Genomic DNA, 17,966 nt, shown 5'->3' on the forward strand with positions numbered 1-17,966 from the left:
ACCAGCCACTCCTCGACCAATGCCTAACCAACACCCCCCTCTCAAACCCCCCCCCCCCCCCCCCCCCCCCTCACCCCCCCACCCCCCCCCCCCCCCCCCCCCCCCCCCCCCCCCACCCCTTCCCCCCCCCCCCCCCCCCCCACCTCTTCGATTTGTACGACGAGTTCGGGCCGTCGAGCCGCGGGCCCGGTGGTCTGGGTCGTCAGGCCGCGGACACCGGGCATGCCTTCACCGACCGGCGTCGGTACTCCGGTGCGAGCCGGGCCGACGCTCCTCGCACTCTCGTGGCCCCCATCCTGGCGACACCGCGGAAGCCGCAGGCTTCGGCCGCCCCGCTCGCTCCGGCTCGGCCTTCACCATGCTCACCACAGGCCCGGATCCCTGTGCGGACCTGCTCGGCGCTTCTGCTCACAGGGGCACCACCGTCGGGCGAAGGGGACGGCGGTGATGGCCGCGGACCTTCGCCCTTCGCGTCTCAACCCCGGATTCATGAGCACGGGTGATCCCGAGGGCGCACCGGACAATCATGCGATGGCCATTCGCGATTCGTGACGTGTCTGGCTGCGGGCGCATCCCGGAGACTGTCGCCGGAAATCCGCTTTTCCCCTCGGCCGGGCGGGGTGAGAATGCTATGTCGTAATCTGCCACGCTACCGGCGAATCGGGATGAACGCTTCCGCGGGATAAGAGATTATTCGGCGAGGGGGCCTGGGCCGAGGGTGCGCCGACTCGTGATCATGGCGATGACCTGTGGTTTTGTGGAAATGGTCAGTGGAAGCCGCGTGTGTGTCCCCGGCAAGGCGTTGCGTCTAGCGAAGCTTCCATTGGTCGCGGTGCGTCTATCTTTACTGTTATCTGACCATCCCGAACCCTTATGGCTGATCAGGCGTTGGGTACTCTCTGAGCGGTCACATTCGGTAATCGCTGTTCAACGCAGTCCGCGTACGGACGGGCTGTTGCGGCGATTTACTATAGGGAGAATTCAAGAATGATTCGCCGCCTTCTGGTCACCACGGCATGCGTCGGTATGGCCGTCATCGCCCCGGCCGCCGCGGCCTCCGCCGACGCGTCGGTGCACGCGAAGGGCGCCAAGACCGCCAACTGCTGCCCCTGTGGCGTGGGGGTCGTCCCGACGGTGGTCCCGACGGTCGTCGGCTCCGCCTGCCCCGGCGGCTACTACGGCTACGGGGCCGGTTACGGCGCCGGCGTCGGTTACGGCGCCGGCTACGGCGTCGGCTACGGCGCCGGCTACGGGTCCGGTGCCGGCTACGGCGTCGGCTACGGCGTCGGCAGTGGCGGTGGCCGCGGGCTGGGCCTCGGCCTCGGCGTGGGGCTTGGTCTCGGCCTCTGACCTGCCTAGCAGGAAGACAGGCGGCGCTTTCGCGGGTTCGACTCGTGACAGCGCCGCCTTTTTGTCGCGCCCGGGGCGTCGATCGGCCCGGGCGCGGGGGCCCGGTCGGTGCCGCCCGCGCGGCCCAACGGCATCCCGGGGGCGACACGGCGATGCCCGGGGCCTGTGTCCCCCTCTGTCGTGCCTGTGATCGCTTCCGGCGTGGCGTGAAGCTTCTCCGCCCCGCTCGGCACGAACTGCTCTAGGGTGGCGTTGCCCGTGTCCAATGATCAGTGAGTGGTGCGCGGCGATCTCCCCCCTCTGCTATGGCGGTCGAGGTTGAGGAGAGATCATGTCGTGCCGACGCACAGCCCTTATGGGATGCGCCTTGACGGTCAGTGTTCTTACCCTGGCGGCCCCGCCGGCCCTCGCCCAGCCGTGGGCGACCGGCACCGCGGTCACCGTGGGCGCCCAGAAGCCGCTGCCGGGCATGGTCGAGGCACTCCAGCGCGACCTTCATCTCACCGCCGAGCAGGCCCGAGCCCGCCTGCTCAACGAGATCCGGCTGACACCGATCGCGGCGCGGCTCGCCCGCAGGCTCGGCGGCCATTACGGCGGTGCCTGGCTCGCGGGAAGCACCGCGCAGACCCTCATGGTCGCCACCACCAGCTCCGCCGACATCCCCCAGATCCGCGAGGCGGGAGCCGAACCGCAGGTGGTCGCCGGGTCCTTGGCCGACCTCAACGCGATCAAGGACAAGCTCGACGCCGCACTGCCCGCCCGTACCGCCACCGTGGGCAGCGTGCGCTTCATCGACGTGCGGACCAACAGGGTCACGGTCTTGTCCGAAGAGCCCGGGAGGACCCATGACGTCATCAAGAGCATCGGGCTCGGCGGGTCCGCGGTGCAGGTGGTGGCGTCCGCTGAGCGGCCCCGGCCCTTCGACGACCTCTATGGCGGCGACGCCTACTACATCGGGGCGACGACCCGCTGCTCGATCGGCTTCCCGGTCCTCCGTGGCACCCAGAAGGGTTTCGTCAGCGCCGGTCACTGCGGCAGGGCGGGCCAGGCCACCTTCGGCTTCAACTGGGCCGCCCAGGGCACCTTCCAGGCGTCGGTCTTCCCCATCAGCGACTTCTCGTGGGTGGGCGTCAACGGCAACTGGACGCCCACGCCATCGGTGAACACCGGCAGTGGCGGCGTGGTCAACGTCGCCGGGGCCAGGGAAGCCATCGAGGGCGCCTCGGTGTGCCGGTCCGGATCCACCTCCGCCTGGCACTGCGGCATCATCCAGCAGCGCAACGCCAGCGTCGCCTATCCCCAGGGCAACGTCTTCGAGCTCACCCGGACCAGCGTCTGCGCCGAGCCCGGTGACTCCGGCGGCCCCTTCGTCTCCATCGACCAGGCCCAGGGAGTCACCTCCGGCGGGTTCGGCGACTGCACCTCGGGCGGCACCACCTACTTTCAGCCGGTCAAGGAGATCCTCTCCACCTTCGGCCTGAGCCTGGTGACCAGCGCCGGCAACCCGCCGCCGCCGGCCACGGGCGCCTGCACCGGCTTCCCGCACACCGTCACCGGCGCCCTGGCCGCCGGTCGGTACGCTTACCAGCCGGGCAACCTCTACTACAACTCGACCGTGACCGGTCCGCACTCGGCCTGCCTGGACGGTCCCGACGGCGCCGACTTCGATCTCCACCTGCAGAAGTGGAACGGCCGGAGCTGGGTCACCGTCGCCTCGGCCGCGGGACCGAACCCGGACGAGAGGCTGAGCTACACCGGCACGGCGGGCTACTACCGCTACCGGGTGGACGCCGCAGGCGGTTCCGGCTCCTACTCGCTGGGTTACCGGGCGCCTTGACGCGCTCTTCGGGCTGAAGCCCGAAGATTCTGGCCTGTGCCGTCCCGTTCACGCGGTGGCACTTCCGTGGCTTCCTGCTTCGCGGGGCTGTGCCATCCCGAAGGATGGTCTGACCGGCCCTCCACAGGCGTTTAGCCTGTCCGCCCGTCCGGCGGCCAGGATGTTGATCGCGGCGTTGATGTCGCGGTCGTGAACCGCGCCACACGCGCAGGTCCACTCCCGGACCTGCAGAGGCATCGCCTCGGTGACGGCTCCACACGCTGAACACAGCTTGGAGGAAGGAAACCATCGGCTGACCTTGGCGAATGTCCTGCCGTACAGTTTCGCTTTGTACTCCAGCATGTTCACGAACGCCGACCACCCGGCATCGTGCACACTCTTGGCCAGCTTCGTGCGCGCAAGTCCGCCCACCGCCAGGTCCTCCACGAACACCGCTTGGTTCTCGCGGATGATCTGCGTGGAGAGCCGGTGGTGGAACTCGCGGCGGGCGTCGGCGACCCGTGCGTGCGCGCGGGCGACCTTGCGCCGGACCTTGTCGCGGTTGCCGCTGCCCTTCTGTTTGCGGGACAGGGCGCGTTGAGCCTTCTTCAACCGGCTCTCCGCCCGGCGCAGGAACCGCGGAGAGTCGATCTTCGTTCCGTCCGGCAGGACGGTGAAGTGCCCGAGCCCGAGGTCGATCCCGGTCTCGGCTTCGACGGCGGGCAGCGGTCGCGCGGTGACCTCGACCACGAAGCTCGCGAAGTACCGGTCCGCCGCGTCCTTGATGACCGTGACCGAGGACGGGTCGGCAGGCAGGTCCCGTGACCAGCGCACCGCGACCTCGCCGATCTTCGGCAGGACGAGTTTCCCGTTCCGGCTCACCTTGAACCGGGCATTCTTGGTGAACCGGATCGCCTGCCGGTTGTCCTTACGGGACCGCAACCGGGGCGGGGCGAGTTTCGGACCCCTGCGCTTGCCCGACACCGATGCGAAGAAGTTCCGGAATGCCGTCGTGCAGTCGGCGAGCGCCTGCTGCAACACCACCGCCGACACCTCGCCCAGCCACGCCCGATCGGGGCGTTTCTTCGCCTCGGTGATGACCTGGCGCGACAGTTCGGCGTCGCTCACGAACGCAAACCCGTTCTCATGGGCGTCGCTGCGTATGCGCAGTGCGTCGTTGAACACCGTCCGGGCACACCCGAACGCCCGGCCCAGCGCGATCCGCTGGGTGGGGGTCGGGTCGATCCGGTAGTTGTACCGCAACTGCACCTGATCATCATACAGTTGGGTTATGGTCGAGTACGGCGAAATCAGAACAGGCAGGCACTGCGTTTTCGTGCTCCACGCTCATTTGGTCTTCGTGACGAAGTTCCGGCATCGGGTGTTCACCGACGCACACCTGACCCGCCTGGAAGAGATCATGCGGGCCGTCTGCGCCGACTTCGAGACCGGCCTGGCCGAGTTCAACGGCGAGAACAACCACGTCCACCTGCTGGTCGACTTCCCACCCAAGATCGCCCTGTCGAAACTGGTCAACAGCCTCAAAGGGGTGTCCTCGCGGCGGATGCGACAGGAGTTCCCCGAACTGGCCGCCCATTACTACCGGGCGAGCAAACTGTGGTCGGGCTCCTACTTCGCCGGTTCGGTGGGCGGCGCGCCGATCAGTGTCCTGCGCCAGTACATCGAGCAGCAGAACCGGCCCGTCTGAGCGGGTGGACACCGGTCCAGCTGACGGCGAATCGGCTGCTCTTGCCCCGCTACGCAGGACGGTCGGCTTCATCCCTGGGCTGAAGCCCGGAGCACTGCCGACAATTCTGGTAGCGACGACCCCTGTGATGTCCCCGCCGCAGGCCGCGGCCGGGACCGACGGTCACGGCGGCGCAGCCGCCGTGACCCGCGGCTCGCCGGCCGTCGCGGGGCTCAGCTCGCCAGTTGCGGGGGTTCGCCCTCGCGGGTGACCTCGGTGGGGGCCTTGTCGTCGCGCAGCCCGCGCCAGGACGGATGACGCAGCCGCCGGTCGTGGGTCCACTCGGCGTACTGCACCTCGCCGACCAGCACCGGATCGACCCAGTGCGCGTCCCTGGCCTGCTCGCGCGGCACGGGGTCGTCGAACGGGCTGGTCGGCCGCCTCAGCGGGGCCAGCAGTTCTCCCAGCTCGCGCAGCGTCTCCTCGGTGAACCCGGTGCCGACGTTGCCCGCGTAGACCAGCCGCCCCGCCTCGTACACTCCCACCAGCAGCGAGCCCATCGTCGAGGACCGCCGGCCCCGCCCCGTCGTCCAGCCGCCGATCACGACCTCCTGGGCGCGGAAGTTCTTGACCTTGATCCACTCCGGGGTCCTGCGGCCGGGCCGGTAGGGCGAGTGCAGCCGCTTGGCGACGATGCCCTCCATGCCGAGTTGCCGGCTCAGCTCCATGGCGTGCGCGCCGTCGTCGTGGAACCAGGCGGGCACCTGCCAGCGCGCGCCCGGGCTCACCACGCTCTCCAGCAGCTCTCTGCGCTTGATGTAGGGCAGGTTGACCGAGGGCTCCGCGCCGATGTGCAGGATGTCGAAGAGCATGAACGTCACGGGGATCGTCTGGGCCAGCTTGCGCACCCGCTCCTCGCGCCGCTGGTGCATGCGCGGTTGCAGGGCGGAGAAGCTCGGGCGGCCGGCGTCGTCGAACGCCACGATCTCGCCGTCGAGCACGACGTCGTGGCCGCCGACCGCGCCGGCCAGCGCGTACAGCTCGGGGTAGGCGACCGTGACCTCCTTGCCGTTGCGCGAGATGAGCCGCAGGGCGGCGTTCTCCACGTAGGCGAGGGCGCGCACCCCGTCCCACTTCATCTCGTGGCCCCAGCCGGCGTCCTCGCTCGGCGGCGGGAGCGTCCCCAGCTGAGCGAGCATCGGCGTATAGGCAGGAAGTCCCCCCATGGGCGTTTTCTTACCCGGATGCGGGGTCCGTCCGAACCCCTATCCCACCCCGGAGATTCCTCGGGCGATGCCGGGATAATGGGCCTATGAGATTAAGGATCTTCACCGAGCCGCAGCAGGGGGCGAGCTATGAGCACCAGCTCCAGGTCGCCCAGGCCGCCGAGCGGCTCGGATTCGACGCCTTCTTCCGCTCCGACCACTACCTGCGCATGGGGGACGGAGACCCCGAGCCCGGTCCCACCGACTCCTGGGTGACGCTCGCGGGGCTCGCCCGCGAGACCGCGACGATCCGCCTCGGCACGCTGGTCACCGCGGCGACCTTCCGCCTGCCCGGCCCGCTCGCGATCAGCGTCGCGCAGGTGGACCAGATGAGCGGCGGACGGGTCGAGTTCGGCTTCGGCACCGGCTGGTTCGACGCCGAGCACAAGGCCTACGGCATCCCCTTCCCGCCCCTCGGCGAGCGCTTCGCCCGCTTCGAGGAGCAGCTGGAGATCATCACGGGCCTGTGGACCACCAAGCCGGGCGACACGTACTCCTTCGAGGGCGCCTACTACCGGGTCGCCGACTCGCCCGCGCTGCCCAAGCCCGCCCAGAGCCCGCGCCCGCCGGTCATCATCGGCGGCACCGGGGCCAGGCGGACGCCCCGGCTCGCCGCCCGGTTCGCCGACGAGTACAATGTGCCCTTCAACGTGCTGGAGGACACCGCGGCCGCCTACGACCGGGTGCGGGAGGCGTGCTCGGCGGTGGGCCGCGAGCCGATCGTCCTGTCGGCCGCGCAGGTGCTGTGCGTGGGCGCCGACGAGGCCGAGATCGCCCGCAGGGCCGCGGCGATCGGCCGGGAGGCCGGCGAACTGCGGCACAACGGCCTCGCCGGCACGCCGAGCGAGGTCGTCGACAAGATCGGCCGGTTCGCCGAGGCCGGCTGCGAGCGCCTGTACCTGCAGGTGCTCGACCTCTCCGACCTCGACCACCTCGAACTGGTCGCCGCCGAGGTCATGCCGCACGTCTGAGCGTGTCGGCACTCCGCCACCAGGTCTGAAATCGGTGGCCGAAAAGTGGGCAATAGTGAAAGATCGGTCAGCGTGCTGCTGACCATCTCGACGACCACGCGACCGGCCACCGATCTCGGCTTCCTGCTCCACAAGCACCCCGACCGGGTGCAGGAGTTCGGCCAGTCCTTCGGCGTGGCCCGGGTCTTCTACCCCGAGGCCGCCGAGGAACGCTGCACGGCCGCGCTGATGCTGGAGGTCGACCCGATAGGTCTGGTGCGCTCGCGCGGCCGGTCCTCGCCCGACTTCAGCCTCGGCCAGTACGTCAACGACCGCCCGTACGCGGCCTCCTCGATGCTCGCGGTGGCGCTCGCGGACGTCTTCCGCACGGCGCGGGCCGGCCACTGCGCGTCGCGCCCCGAGCTCGCCGCCGGGCCGATCGAGCTGGAGGTCGTCGTGCCGGCGCTGCCCTGCCGGGGCGGGCCCGAGCTGGCGGGGCGGTTGTTCGAGCCGCTCGGGTGGCAGGTGGAGGCGCGGGCCATCGCGCTCGACGAGGGCTTCCCCGAGTGGGGCGACTCCCGGTACGTGCGGCTCGTGCTGCGCGGTGCGGTGCGGCTGGCGGACGCGCTGAACCACCTGTACGTCATGCTGCCGGTGCTCGACGACGCCAAGCACTACTGGATGGCCTCCGACGAGGTGGACAAGCTGATCCGCGCGGGGGAGGGCTGGCTCGCCTCCCACCCCGAGCGCGCGTGGATCACCCGCCGCTACCTCGGCCGCCGGACGGGGCTGACCCGGGCCGCGTTCGCCCGCCTGGCCGAGCTCGGCGACGACGTCGAAGAGGACCTGGAGCCCCCGGTCGAGGAGGAGCCGGCCGCCGAGGCGTCGTCGGAGGCCGCGGACGCGCCATCGGCCGCGCCGTCCGGCGAAGGTTCGTCGCCGGGCGAAAACTCGTCGTCCGGTGCAGGCGCGCCGTCCGGCGCAGGGTCGCCGGCCGGTGAGGGACCGGCGTCCGGTGAAGGACCGCAGGTCGCCAGGGCGGCGCGGCCGCTGAACCTGGTGCGGCGGCGGGCGGTCGTCGCGGCGCTCGCCGAGGCGGGGGCCCGCACCGTCATCGACCTCGGCTGCGGCTCGGGGCAGCTGCTGGCCGAACTGCTGGCCGACCCCGGGATCGCCCGGGTCGCCGGCGTGGACGTCTCGGCGCGCTCGCTCGCCCTGGCCGCCCGCCGCCTCAAACTCGACCGCATGCCCGAGGCGCGCAGGGGACGGCTGGAGCTGTTCCAGGCGGCTCTCACCTACACCGACGCCCGGTTCGCCGGATACGACGCCGCCGTGCTGATGGAGGTGGTCGAGCATGTGGACCCGCCCCGGCTGCCCGCGCTCGAACGGGTGGTGTTCGGCGCGGCCCGGCCGCGCGTGGTGGTGGTCACCACGCCCAACAGCGAGTACAACGTGCACTACGAGTTCCTGACCGGCATGCGGCACCCCGACCACCGCTTCGAGTGGACCCGCGCGGAGTTCGCCGCCTGGGCGGAGGCCGTCTGCCGCGAGTACGGCTACACCGTCGCCCACCGGCCCGTCGGCGACGAGGACGCCGAGACGGGCGCGCCGACGCAGATGGGGGTGTTCAGCCGTGGCTGAGATCAGCGTGCCGGCGTTGTCGCTGGTCGTGCTGGTGGGCGTGTCGGGAAGCGGCAAGTCCACCTTCGCCCGCGAGCACTTCCTGCCCACCCAGGTGATCTCCTCGGACTTCTGCCGGGGCCTGGTCGCCGACGACGAGAACGACCAGGCGGCGACCCCGGACGCCTTCGACGTGCTGCACTACATCGTCGGCACCCGGCTGCGGCGCGGGCTGTTCACCGTCGTGGACGCCACCAACGTCCAGTGGGAGGCCCGCAAGAAGCTGGTCGAGCTGGCGAAGAGCCACGACGTGCTCGTGGACGCGATCGTCCTCGACGTGCCCGAGGAGGTCGCGGTGGCCAGGAACGCGCTGCGCCCCGACCGCGACTTCGGCGCGCACGTGATCACCCGGCAGCGCAAGGACCTGCGCCGCTCGCTGTCCAAGATCTCCAGGGACGGCTTCCGGCGGGTGCACGTGCTGCGCGGGGAGGAGATCGGCGCCGCCACGATCGCCTACGAGAAGGCCTGGACCGACCGCCGCGAGCTCACCGGTCCCTTCGACCTGTTCGGCGACGTGCACGGCTGCCGCGCCGAGCTGGAGGACCTGCTCACCGGGCTGGGGTGGGAGCTGCGCCGCGACGAGGCCGGGCGGGCGGTGGCCGCCGCGCACCCGGAGGGCAGGACGGCCGTCTTCGTGGGCGACCTGGTCGACCGGGGCCCCGATTCGCCCGGCGTGCTGCGGCTGGTCATGGGCATGGTCGCGGCCGGCACGGCGCTGTGCGTGTCCGGCAACCACGAGAACAAGCTCGTCCGGGCGCTGGACGGCCGCAAGGTCACCGTGTCGCACGGGCTGGAGCGCTCGCTGGAGCAGCTCGCCGCCGAGCCGGAAGAGTTCCGCGAGGCGGCGCGGGCGTTCATGGACGGGCTGATCAGCCACTACCAGCTCGACGGCGGGCGGCTCGTCGTGGCGCACGCCGGCCTGAAGGAGGCCTACCACGGCCGCGCCTCCGGCCGGGTGCGCTCGTTCGCGCTGTACGGCGACACGACCGGCGAGACCGACGAGTACGGCCTGCCGGTGCGCTACCCGTGGGCCGAGGACTACCGGGGCCGGGCCATGGTCGTCTACGGCCACACCCCGACCACCGAGCCGGAGTGGGTCAACAACACGATCTGCCTGGACACCGGCTGCGTGTTCGGCGGCAGGCTCACCGCCCTGCGCTACCCCGAGCGCGAGCTGGTCGCGGTCCCGGCGCGGCAGGTCTGGTACGAGCCCGCCCGCCCGCTGACGGCGCCCGCGCGGCGCGACCCCGGGGTGCTGGACATCGGCGACGTCCAGGGCACCCGGTACGTCGAGACGCGCGCGGGCGGCAAGGTGAAGATCCGCGAGGAGAACGCGGCCGCCGCGCTGGAGATCATGAGCAGGTTCGCCGTGGACCCGCGCTGGCTGGTCTACCTGCCCGCGACCATGGCGCCGGCGGACACCTCGCCGCTTCCGGGGTACCTGGAGCACCCCGCCGAGGCGTTCGAGGAGTTCCGGCGCGCCGGGGTCGCCGAGGTCGTGTGCGAGGAGAAGCACATGGGCTCGCGCGCCGTCGCCGTCCTCGCCCGCACCCCGGAGGCCGCCGCCGCGCGGTTCGGCGTCGACGACGGCGGCCTCGGCGTCGTGCACACCCGCACGGGGCGCCCGTTCTTCGACGACCCCGCGCTCATGTCCGGCCTGGTGGACGGGCTGCGATCCGCGGTGACGGCGGCGGGGCTGTGGGAGGAGCTGCGCACCGACTGGATCGTGCTGGACGGCGAGCTGCTGCCCTGGTCGGCGAAGGCCGGAGGGCTCATCCGCGAGCAGTACGCGGCCGTGGGCGCGGCGGCGCGCGCCGCGCTTCCCGAAGCGGTCGCCGTGCTCGCCGCGGCCGCCGGGCGGGGCCTTCCCGTGGGCGACATCATGGAGCGCACCCGGCGGCGCGCGGACAACGCGACCCTGTTCAGGGACGCCTACGCCCGGTACTGCGGGCCGGTGTCCGGGCTGTCCGGAGTGCGCTTCGCGCCGTTCCACATCCTGGCGGTGGAGGGGCGGGCGACCGCCGTGGAGGAGCCGCACGCCTGGCACCTGTCGGCGCTGGCCCGGCTGTCGGGCGACCTGATCACCCCGACCAGGCACGTGTTCGTCTCGACCGAGTCGCAGGAGTCGCGGGCGGCGGCCACCGCGTGGTGGGAGACCCTCACCGCCGAGGGCGGCGAGGGGATGGTGGTCAAGCCCGCCCGTCCTCCGGCCGGCCGCGCGCAGCCGGGCGTCAAGGTGCGCGGACGGGAGTACCTCCGGATCATCTACGGGCCCGACTACACCGAGAGCGTGGCGGAGCTGCGCGGGCGCTTCCTGGGCAAGAAGCGGTCGCTGGCGCTGCGCGAGCACGCGCTCGGCATGGAGGCGCTGGCGCGGCTGGCGGCGGGCGAGCCGCTCTGGCGGGTGCACGAGGCGGTGTTCGCCGTCCTCGCCCTGGAATCGGAGCCGGTCGACCCGAGGCTGTGACCCCCGACCGCGCCGGCGGCGCGCTCACACCGCTGGCATGGGACGGTGGGCTCGGCGTGGTGGTCGAAGACGAGGGCGGCGAGCGCTCAGACCGTCGGCACGGGACGCGAGAGCGGAGCGGAGAGGGGACGCGGCGCCGGAAGGGGCAGCACCTCGCGCCGGAAGTACGCGGCCAGGTCCTCGCCCTGCTCGTACAGCGCCGCCACGGTGGCCAGGCACGACTCCACCGTGCCCGGCTCGGTGATGCGGCGGCCGCCGAGGTGCGCTCCTGAGCCGTCGTACAGCACCTCGTACATCAGCCCTGACTCGAACAGCAGCAGTTCGGGCAGCGAGGTGAGACCCTCCAGGTCGCGGACGGCCGAGACGGGCACGACGCGCACCCGCTCGCCGGCCTCGGCGCGCGCGGCGAGCACGTGCAGCTCCCACTGCATGTACGGGGTGAGCGGCGTCTCCACGACGCGGACCCGGCGGAACTCGGCGTAGCCGGCGTAGTCGGCGGCCAGGGTGCCGCGCAGCTCCTCGATGAGGCGAAGGGAACGTTCCCAATCGCCCGCGACCATGGCCCGCCAGCTCGCCTCGTAGGGTTCGTGGAAGTGCTGGGCCCGTTCGAGCTTCCACACGACGCCCTCGGCGCTCTCGTACGCCGCGCGGAACTCGGGGCCGTAGGCCTGCGGCGGGAGCACCACCGCATCGGCTTCGCGCACCCGCCGGAAGACGCGGCCATCGAGGTGACTTTCGGTGACCGGGCCCATGAGTTACTCCTCGTCGTCGGGTGCGGAGCCCATGGCGGTGCCACAGGACCGGCGGCGCGCTGATCGCGGGCAACGTGCGCCACCATGCCCGGACGCGCGCGAGCCGAAACCCGGGAATGACGACGGTCGGGAAGACAGGCCGATCATGAAACGGCTGACTTGAGCCGTCAAGGCCCAAATCGCGGAGCGGCGGCCTCCCGGCCGGTCCGCGCCGCGCGGCGGAGAACGCACGCCGCGCGGGCGGCGGCTCAGTGGTGGCGGGGGAGGCGCGGCGGCCTGCGGTGGTGGCGGCGGTGCGCCAGCCCCAGCACGGCCATGACGATCCACACGAGGAACAGCACCTTCAGCACCCCGAAGATCGGCGCCATGGACCCGGAGACCGCGGCCGCGATGAGGACCACCGCGATGATCATCAGCGGGATCGGCGCGCCGCCGTGGCGCCGGCGCCGCCGGCCCATGCGCTCGCGGCGGGCGGCGGCCATGGGCCCGGCCCAGACCGCCGGGCCGGCCTGCGGCGGCCGCGGGCCGTCCGCCGGCCACCCGTGGGCCGGGTCGCCGTGCCGCGCGCCGGGCCCGCCCCAGGGGCCCGGCCGTGGCCCGAGGCGGTCGTCCCAGGGACCGGACGGCGGGCCGGAGCCACCGTCCCAGTGACCCCACCGCGGGCCGGAGCGGCCGTGCCAGGGGCCGGGCCGCGGGGCGAGGCGGCCATCCGTCGCGGGAGGCCGGCCGTCGGCGGCGGAGCGGTGCGCGGAGGACGCGGGAAGGTCGGCCGTCACCCGTCGCAGGTCGCCCGCGGTGCGGGCCGCGAAGGCCGCGTCGAGCCGCTCGTCCAGCTCTTCGTGGGTGAGGCGGCCCTGCGCGAAGTGCTCGCGCAGGGCGGCCGTCACCTCGTCGCGCTCCGCGTCGCCGATGCGCAGATCATCCCGCGATGTCATCGGGGCTCACTCCTCCGGGGTGTCGCCGTCGGCCAGGATCTGGTAGAGCTTGCGCCGGGTGTCGGCCAGGATCTTCTTCGCCTGGGCGACCTGGGCGTCACTTCCAGTCTGCGCGATCTGGAAGAGCGCCGCGGCGGCCTGGCGGCTCAGATCGAACAGTTCGTAGACGCCCTCCTCGACGTTCGGCGTCATGTCCTCCCAGGGGGCGCGCACCTCTTCGGGGTGCTCGGCCACGTAGGCCAGGCCCGCCTCGGTGAGCTGGAAGGTCTTGCGGCCCTCGGTCTCGTCGGCCCGCACGAGACCCTCGTCGGCGAGCTGCTGGAGCGCCGGGTACACCGCGCCGGGGCTGGGCTTCCAGCCGCCCTCGCTGCGCTCGGCGATCTCCTGGATGATCTGGTAGCCGTTGCGCGGCTCCTCGGCGAGCAGCGCCAGGATCGCGGCGCGGACGTCGCCGCGCTTGGCCTTGCGCCCGCCTCTGCCGAACGGCGGCCGGCCGCCGCCGAACCCGAACGGGAAGCCCGGCCGGAACGGTCCCGGGCCGAAGTCCCACGGCCCCGGCCCGCCTCTGCGGCCGCCTCGCGGCCCCCGCTGGCGGCGGCCCGGGCCGTCCTCCTCGTCGCCGTGCGGGCCGTGGTGGTCGTGGTGGCCATGGTGGTGGTGATGCGCCTGCCGCAGGGCCCCGATGGCGCCCAGCATGCCGAGCGCCGAGCGCCTCATGTCGCGCGGGGATCCCCAGGGCGCGTCGCCCATAGCGAATGCCGTCATCGTGCTCTCCTCTCACGAACGATCGACCTCCGACCGTTCTCGATGCCTCAAAGATATATCGCGAACGTTCTTAGAACAACCCTGCGACGGATTTTCGTCCGGACCGAGGAGTGGGCCGCACCGATGCCGGACGTCCGCCCTGGCGATCGGGCCTGCGGGGCGAGTGATGCACATCACGCCGACCGGGGAACACATGCCGAGATGCGAGCGTTATCAGGAGTCGGACGGGTCGTTCCGCTCTGAGAGGGCTGGGGGGTGCTCTTGGAGCGGAACGGCCCCGTCCTTTACTTTTTGCAGGGTCGCTGATCTGCTGTCCACATGGCCGGACGCGAGGCGACACGCCGCACGGCGGGCAGGACACCTCCGCCGGTTGGCGAGGTTTTTGCCGTAGGGTGCCGCATCGTGATCTACGCATGATGGGGCATACGCACGCACTCAGCGGGGCGGCGGCCTGGCTGCTGGTCGCGCCGGGCCTGGTCGCGCTGCCGGGTCTGGCGGGGCTCTCCGAGCTCACCGGCGATCTGACGCCGATGGTGGCGAACGCGCTGTCCCCGGCCGAGCTGGTCGCCGGCGCGCTGGTGTGCGCGGGCGCGGCGATGCTGCCCGATCTGGACCACCCGCACGCGACGATCGCCCAGACGTTCGGGCCGGCCACCTGGGTGCTGAGCAAGGCCGTCAACTGGGCGAGCGGCGGCCACCGGCACGCGACCCACTCGCTGTTCTTCGCGATCGCCGCCGGGCTCGGCGCGCATCTGCTCGCCGACCGCTATCCCGTCGGGCGCGACATCGTGGTGATCTTGATGATCGGCCTCGCGCTGCGGTCGGTCGGCATCGGCATCCCCGGCCGGACGATCACCTCGGCGCTGGTCAACATCGGCCTTACCGCCGTCGCCTTCATCCTGCTCCACTCCGCGCACGTCGGATACCTGTGGCTGGGCTTCGCGATCACGATCGGCTGCCTGGCGCACGTGGTCGGCGACTGCCTGACCGAGCGCGGTTGCCCGGTGCTGTGGCCGCTGCGGCACCGGTGGCTGCTGCCGTGGAAGATCGGCATCAAGACCGGCAGGGCCTTCGAGATGAAGATCCTCGGCCCGGTGCTGTCGGTGATCGTTATCGGCCTGCTCGCCGCGCGGCTCATGCCCTCCCTCTAGGGCGGCCCGGACGCCGTCCCTTCCCGGACATCCGGCCGAAACCATATGTTACTCGACGGTAACTTGATGTCGAGATATGTCAGCCGATATCTTGATGTCGAGAGATCCGTGCGAGCGGACGTGGTTGGGCCGACCCGGCTGGCGGCGGCACTCCACCGGTGCGGCAGGATCTATGGGGCGAACCAGGCACAGTCTGCGACCCATCTTCAGTGGCGATGAGCGTGAAATGAGGGAGGCGAGTCTCCGTGTCCGCGAACAGCTTCGGCAGCCGTGACACCCTCCGCGTCGGTGACGCGGCATACGAGATCTACCGGCTGGACGCCGTCGAGGGGTCGGCGCGCCTCCCGTACAGCTTGAAGATCCTCCTTGAGAACCTGCTGCGCACCGAGGACGGCGCGAACATCACCGCCGGCCACATCCGCGCCCTCGGCGGCTGGGACCCGGCGGCGGCGCCGAGCGTGGAGATCCAGTTCACGCCCGCGCGCGTGATCATGCAGGACTTCACCGGCGTGCCCTGCGTCGTCGACCTCGCCACCATGCGCGAGGCCGTGCGCGACCTCGGCGGCGACCCCGCCAGGATCAACCCGCTGGCGCCGGCCGAGATGGTCATCGACCACTCGGTCATCGTCGACTTCTTCGGCGGCCCCGACTCCTTCCAGCGCAACGTCGAGCGCGAGTACGAGCGCAACCACGAGCGCTACCAGTTCCTGCGCTGGGGCCAGACCGCGTTCGACGAGTTCAAGGTCGTCCCGCCCGGCACCGGCATCGTGCACCAGGTCAACATCGAGCACCTGGCCCGCGTCGTCATGACCCGTGACGGGAAGGCCTACCCCGACACCTGCGTCGGCACCGACTCCCACACCACCATGGAGAACGGCGTCGGCGTGCTCGGCTGGGGCGTCGGCGGCATCGAGGCGGAGGCCGCGATGCTCGGCCAGCCGATCTCCATGCTGATCCCCCGGGTGGTGGGCTTCAAGCTGACCGGCGAGCTCCCGGCCGGGGCCACCGCCACCGACCTGGTGCTGCGCATCACCGAGATGCTCCGGGGGCACGGCGTCGTCGGCAAGTTCGTCGAGTTCTACGGCGAGGGCGTCGCGGCGGTGCCGCTGGCCAACCGCGCCACGATCGGCAACATGAGCCCCGAGTTCGGCTCCACCTGCGCGATCTTCCCGATCGACGACGAGACCGTGAAGTACCTCAAGCTCACCGGCCGCTCCGCCGAGCAGGTCGCCCTGGTCGAGGCCTACGCCAAGGAGCAGGGCCTCTGGCACGATCCCTCCAGCGAGCCGGTCTTCTCCGAGTACATCGAGCTGGACCTGTCGACGGTCGTCCCCTCCATCGCCGGTCCCAAGCGCCCGCAGGACCGCATCGCGCTGACCGCGGCCAAGGAGACCTGGCGCCGCGACGTGCGCGTCTTCGTCCCGGACGAGGAGGGCGTGGACGAGGAGGGCAAGGAGTCCTTCCCCGCCTCCGACGCGCCCGCCTCCAACGCCGAGGCGGACGGGCACGACAAGGAGCAGGACAGGCCGCACGCCGCGGCCTCGGCCGCCGAGACCCTCGACCGGCCGAACGGCCCTGTCCCGGTCACCCTCGCCGACGGCGCCTCCTTCGAGCTCGACCACGGGGCCGTGGTGATCGCCGCGATCACCTCCTGCACCAACACCTCCAACCCGTACGTGATGATCGGCGCGGCGCTGCTCGCCAGGAACGCCGTGGACAAGGGCCTCAGCCGCAAGCCGTGGGTGAAGACGTCCCTGGCCCCCGGCTCGCAGGTCGTCACCGGCTACTTCGAGCGGTCGGGCCTGACGCCCTACCTCGACAAGCTCGGGTTCAACCTGGTCGGCTACGGCTGCACCACCTGCATCGGCAACTCCGGCCCGCTGCCGGAGGAGATCTCGGCCGCCGTCCAGCAGGGCGACCTGGCGGTCACCGCCGTGCTGTCCGGCAACCGCAACTTCGAGGGCCGCATCAACCCCGACGTCAAGATGAACTACTTGGCCTCGCCGCCGCTGGTCGTCGCCTACGCCCTGGCGGGCACGATGGACATCGACCTGGACGCCGAGCCGCTCGGCGCCGGCGCCGACGGCGAGCCGGTGTTCCTCAGGGACATCTGGCCCTCCATGGAGGAGATCGCCGAGGTGGTGAACTCCTCCATCGGCGAGGACATGTTCCGGCGCGACTACGCCGACGTGTTCAAGGGCGACGAGACCTGGCGGTCGCTGCCGATCCCGACCGGCGACACCTTCGAGTGGGACCCCGCCTCCACCTACGTGCGCAAGGCGCCGTACTTCGACGGCATGCCGAGCGAGCCCGAGCCGGTGACCGACATCGCCGGGGCCCGCGTGCTCGCCCTGCTCGGCGACTCGGTGACCACCGACCACATCTCCCCGGCCGGTTCGATCAAGGCCGACTCGCCCGCGGGCCTGTACCTGAAGGAGAACGGGGTCCAGCTCAAGGACTTCAACTCCTACGGCTCGCGCCGCGGCAACCACGAGGTGATGATCCGCGGCACCTTCGCCAACATCCGCCTGCGCAACCAGATCGCGCCGGGCACCGAGGGCGGCTTCACCCGCGACTTCACCCAGGAGGACGGCCCGGTCTCGACGATCTACGACGCCTCGGTGAACTACCAGGCGGCCGGCGTCCCGCTGGTGGTGCTGGCCGGCAAGGAGTACGGCTCCGGCTCCTCGCGCGACTGGGCGGCCAAGGGCACGGCGCTGCTCGGCGTGCGCGCCGTGATCGCCGAGTCCTACGAGCGCATCCACCGCTCGAACCTGATCGGCATGGGCGTGCTGCCGCTGCAGTACCCCGAGGGCGAGAGCGCCGCCTCGCTCGGCCTCACCGGCGAGGAGACCTTCGACATCACCGGTGTCGAGGAGCTCAACGCTGGGACGACCCCGGCCACCGTCACGGTGAAGGCGGGCGGCAAGGAGTTCCAGGCCGTCGTGCGCATCGACACCCCCGGCGAGGCGGAGTACTACCGCCACGGCGGCATCATGCAGTACGTCCTGCGCTCGCTGCTCGCCAAGAGCTGAGCCCGGCGGGGGGGGGGGGGGGGGGGGGGGGGGGGGGGGGGGGGGGGGGGGGGGGGGGGGGGGGGGTTGTTTTTCTTGCTGGCCCCCCCTTCTTTAGAAAGGGCTCTCCTTTT

13 protein-coding genes are annotated in these 17,966 nt (G+C 71.5%); 8 read left to right on the plus strand and 5 right to left on the minus strand.

Annotation, left to right across the window (positions count from 1 at the left end; all coding sequences use genetic code 11):
* Positions 1-987: 987 nt before the first annotated feature.
* Entirely contained in the window at positions 988-1,350 is a 363-nt protein-coding gene (locus ACZ6QO_RS01285) for a hypothetical protein (RefSeq protein WP_465846512.1), read from the plus strand.
* A 367-nt stretch (positions 1,351-1,717) separates the two neighbouring features.
* Positions 1,718-3,187 carry a trypsin-like serine protease gene (locus tag ACZ6QO_RS01290; protein WP_465846514.1) on the plus strand — a complete coding sequence of 490 codons (1,470 nt, stop codon included), beginning with the start codon at positions 1,718-1,720 and terminating at the stop codon, positions 3,185-3,187.
* Positions 3,188-3,235: 48 nt separating this feature from the next.
* On the opposite strand, the gene ACZ6QO_RS01295 is transcribed toward ACZ6QO_RS01290, so the two are convergent.
* A complete protein-coding gene (locus tag ACZ6QO_RS01295) occupies positions 3,236-4,435 on the minus strand; it encodes an RNA-guided endonuclease InsQ/TnpB family protein (protein ID WP_465846516.1) in 1,200 nt (399 codons plus the stop codon).
* Positions 4,436-4,457: 22 nt separating this feature from the next.
* Here ACZ6QO_RS01295 and tnpA point away from each other — a divergent pair, with 22 nt between their 5' ends.
* Positions 4,458-4,874: an IS200/IS605 family transposase gene (gene tnpA, locus ACZ6QO_RS01300; RefSeq protein ID WP_465846517.1), complete on the plus strand. Its 417-nt coding sequence runs from the start codon at positions 4,458-4,460 to the stop codon at positions 4,872-4,874.
* A gap of 212 nt (positions 4,875-5,086) precedes the next feature.
* Here the strand turns inward: tnpA and ligD are convergent, their stop codons facing one another.
* Positions 5,087-6,052 (minus strand): non-homologous end-joining DNA ligase, encoded by a 966-nt coding sequence (gene ligD / locus ACZ6QO_RS01305; RefSeq protein WP_465846519.1) that lies wholly within the window; start codon positions 6,050-6,052, stop codon positions 5,087-5,089.
* Between the two features lie 113 nt (positions 6,053-6,165).
* Between ligD and ACZ6QO_RS01310 the strand changes: the two genes are divergently transcribed.
* The 3 genes from ACZ6QO_RS01310 (at position 6,166) to ACZ6QO_RS01320 (ending at position 11,215) form a co-directional block, all read left to right on the plus strand.
* Entirely contained in the window at positions 6,166-7,089 is a 924-nt protein-coding gene (locus ACZ6QO_RS01310) for an LLM class F420-dependent oxidoreductase (RefSeq protein WP_465846521.1), read from the plus strand.
* 72 nt (positions 7,090-7,161) lie between these two features.
* Entirely contained in the window at positions 7,162-8,709 is a 1,548-nt protein-coding gene (locus ACZ6QO_RS01315) for a 3' terminal RNA ribose 2'-O-methyltransferase Hen1 (RefSeq protein ID WP_465846523.1), read from the plus strand.
* Positions 8,702-11,215 (plus strand): polynucleotide kinase-phosphatase, encoded by a 2,514-nt coding sequence (locus ACZ6QO_RS01320; protein WP_465846524.1) that lies wholly within the window; start codon positions 8,702-8,704, stop codon positions 11,213-11,215. The genes ACZ6QO_RS01315 and ACZ6QO_RS01320 overlap by 8 nt, the downstream gene beginning before the upstream one ends.
* 86 nt (positions 11,216-11,301) lie before the next feature.
* On the opposite strand, the gene ACZ6QO_RS01325 is transcribed toward ACZ6QO_RS01320, so the two are convergent.
* The 3 genes from ACZ6QO_RS01325 to ACZ6QO_RS01335 all read right to left on the minus strand — a co-directional run bounded on the left by ACZ6QO_RS01325 (position 11,302) and on the right by ACZ6QO_RS01335 (position 13,667).
* Positions 11,302-11,967: a DUF6879 family protein gene (locus ACZ6QO_RS01325; RefSeq protein ID WP_465846525.1), complete on the minus strand. Its 666-nt coding sequence runs from the start codon at positions 11,965-11,967 to the stop codon at positions 11,302-11,304.
* Between the two features lie 248 nt (positions 11,968-12,215).
* Positions 12,216-12,902: a DUF1707 SHOCT-like domain-containing protein gene (locus ACZ6QO_RS01330; protein ID WP_465846526.1), complete on the minus strand. Its 687-nt coding sequence runs from the start codon at positions 12,900-12,902 to the stop codon at positions 12,216-12,218.
* Between the two features lie 6 nt (positions 12,903-12,908).
* Positions 12,909-13,667, minus strand: coding sequence for a PadR family transcriptional regulator (locus ACZ6QO_RS01335; RefSeq protein WP_465846527.1), 759 nt, complete (start codon positions 13,665-13,667; stop codon positions 12,909-12,911).
* Between the two features lie 413 nt (positions 13,668-14,080).
* Here ACZ6QO_RS01335 and ACZ6QO_RS01340 point away from each other — a divergent pair, with 413 nt between their 5' ends.
* Both ACZ6QO_RS01340 and ACZ6QO_RS01345 read left to right on the plus strand, forming a co-directional pair.
* Entirely contained in the window at positions 14,081-14,818 is a 738-nt protein-coding gene (locus tag ACZ6QO_RS01340) for a metal-dependent hydrolase (protein ID WP_465846528.1), read from the plus strand.
* A 245-nt stretch (positions 14,819-15,063) separates the two neighbouring features.
* Complete coding sequence (locus ACZ6QO_RS01345) at positions 15,064-17,853, plus strand: aconitate hydratase (RefSeq protein WP_465846530.1); 2,790 nt, start codon at positions 15,064-15,066, stop codon at positions 17,851-17,853.
* The last annotated feature ends 113 nt before the right edge of the window (positions 17,854-17,966 follow it).

It is taken from the genome of Sphaerisporangium sp. NPDC049457, from assembly GCF_055586705.1.

Excerpts from the sequence above, each read along its gene's own strand:
- ACZ6QO_RS01335 (WP_465846527.1), bottom strand. The coding sequence starts at position 13,667 with ATGACGGCATTCGCTATGGGCGACGCGCCCTGGGGATCCCCGCGCGAC.
- ACZ6QO_RS01330 (WP_465846526.1), bottom strand. The coding sequence starts at position 12,902 with ATGACATCGCGGGATGATCTGCGCATCGGCGACGCGGAGCGCGACGAG.
- ACZ6QO_RS01340 (WP_465846528.1), top strand. The coding sequence starts at position 14,081 with ATGATGGGGCATACGCACGCACTCAGCGGGGCGGCGGCCTGGCTGCTG.
- ACZ6QO_RS01310 (WP_465846521.1), top strand. The coding sequence starts at position 6,166 with ATGAGATTAAGGATCTTCACCGAGCCGCAGCAGGGGGCGAGCTATGAG.
- tnpA (WP_465846517.1), top strand. The coding sequence starts at position 4,458 with ATGGTCGAGTACGGCGAAATCAGAACAGGCAGGCACTGCGTTTTCGTG.
- ACZ6QO_RS01325 (WP_465846525.1), bottom strand. The coding sequence starts at position 11,967 with ATGGGCCCGGTCACCGAAAGTCACCTCGATGGCCGCGTCTTCCGGCGG.
- ligD (WP_465846519.1), bottom strand. The coding sequence starts at position 6,052 with ATGCTCGCTCAGCTGGGGACGCTCCCGCCGCCGAGCGAGGACGCCGGC.
- ACZ6QO_RS01285 (WP_465846512.1), top strand. The coding sequence starts at position 988 with ATGATTCGCCGCCTTCTGGTCACCACGGCATGCGTCGGTATGGCCGTC.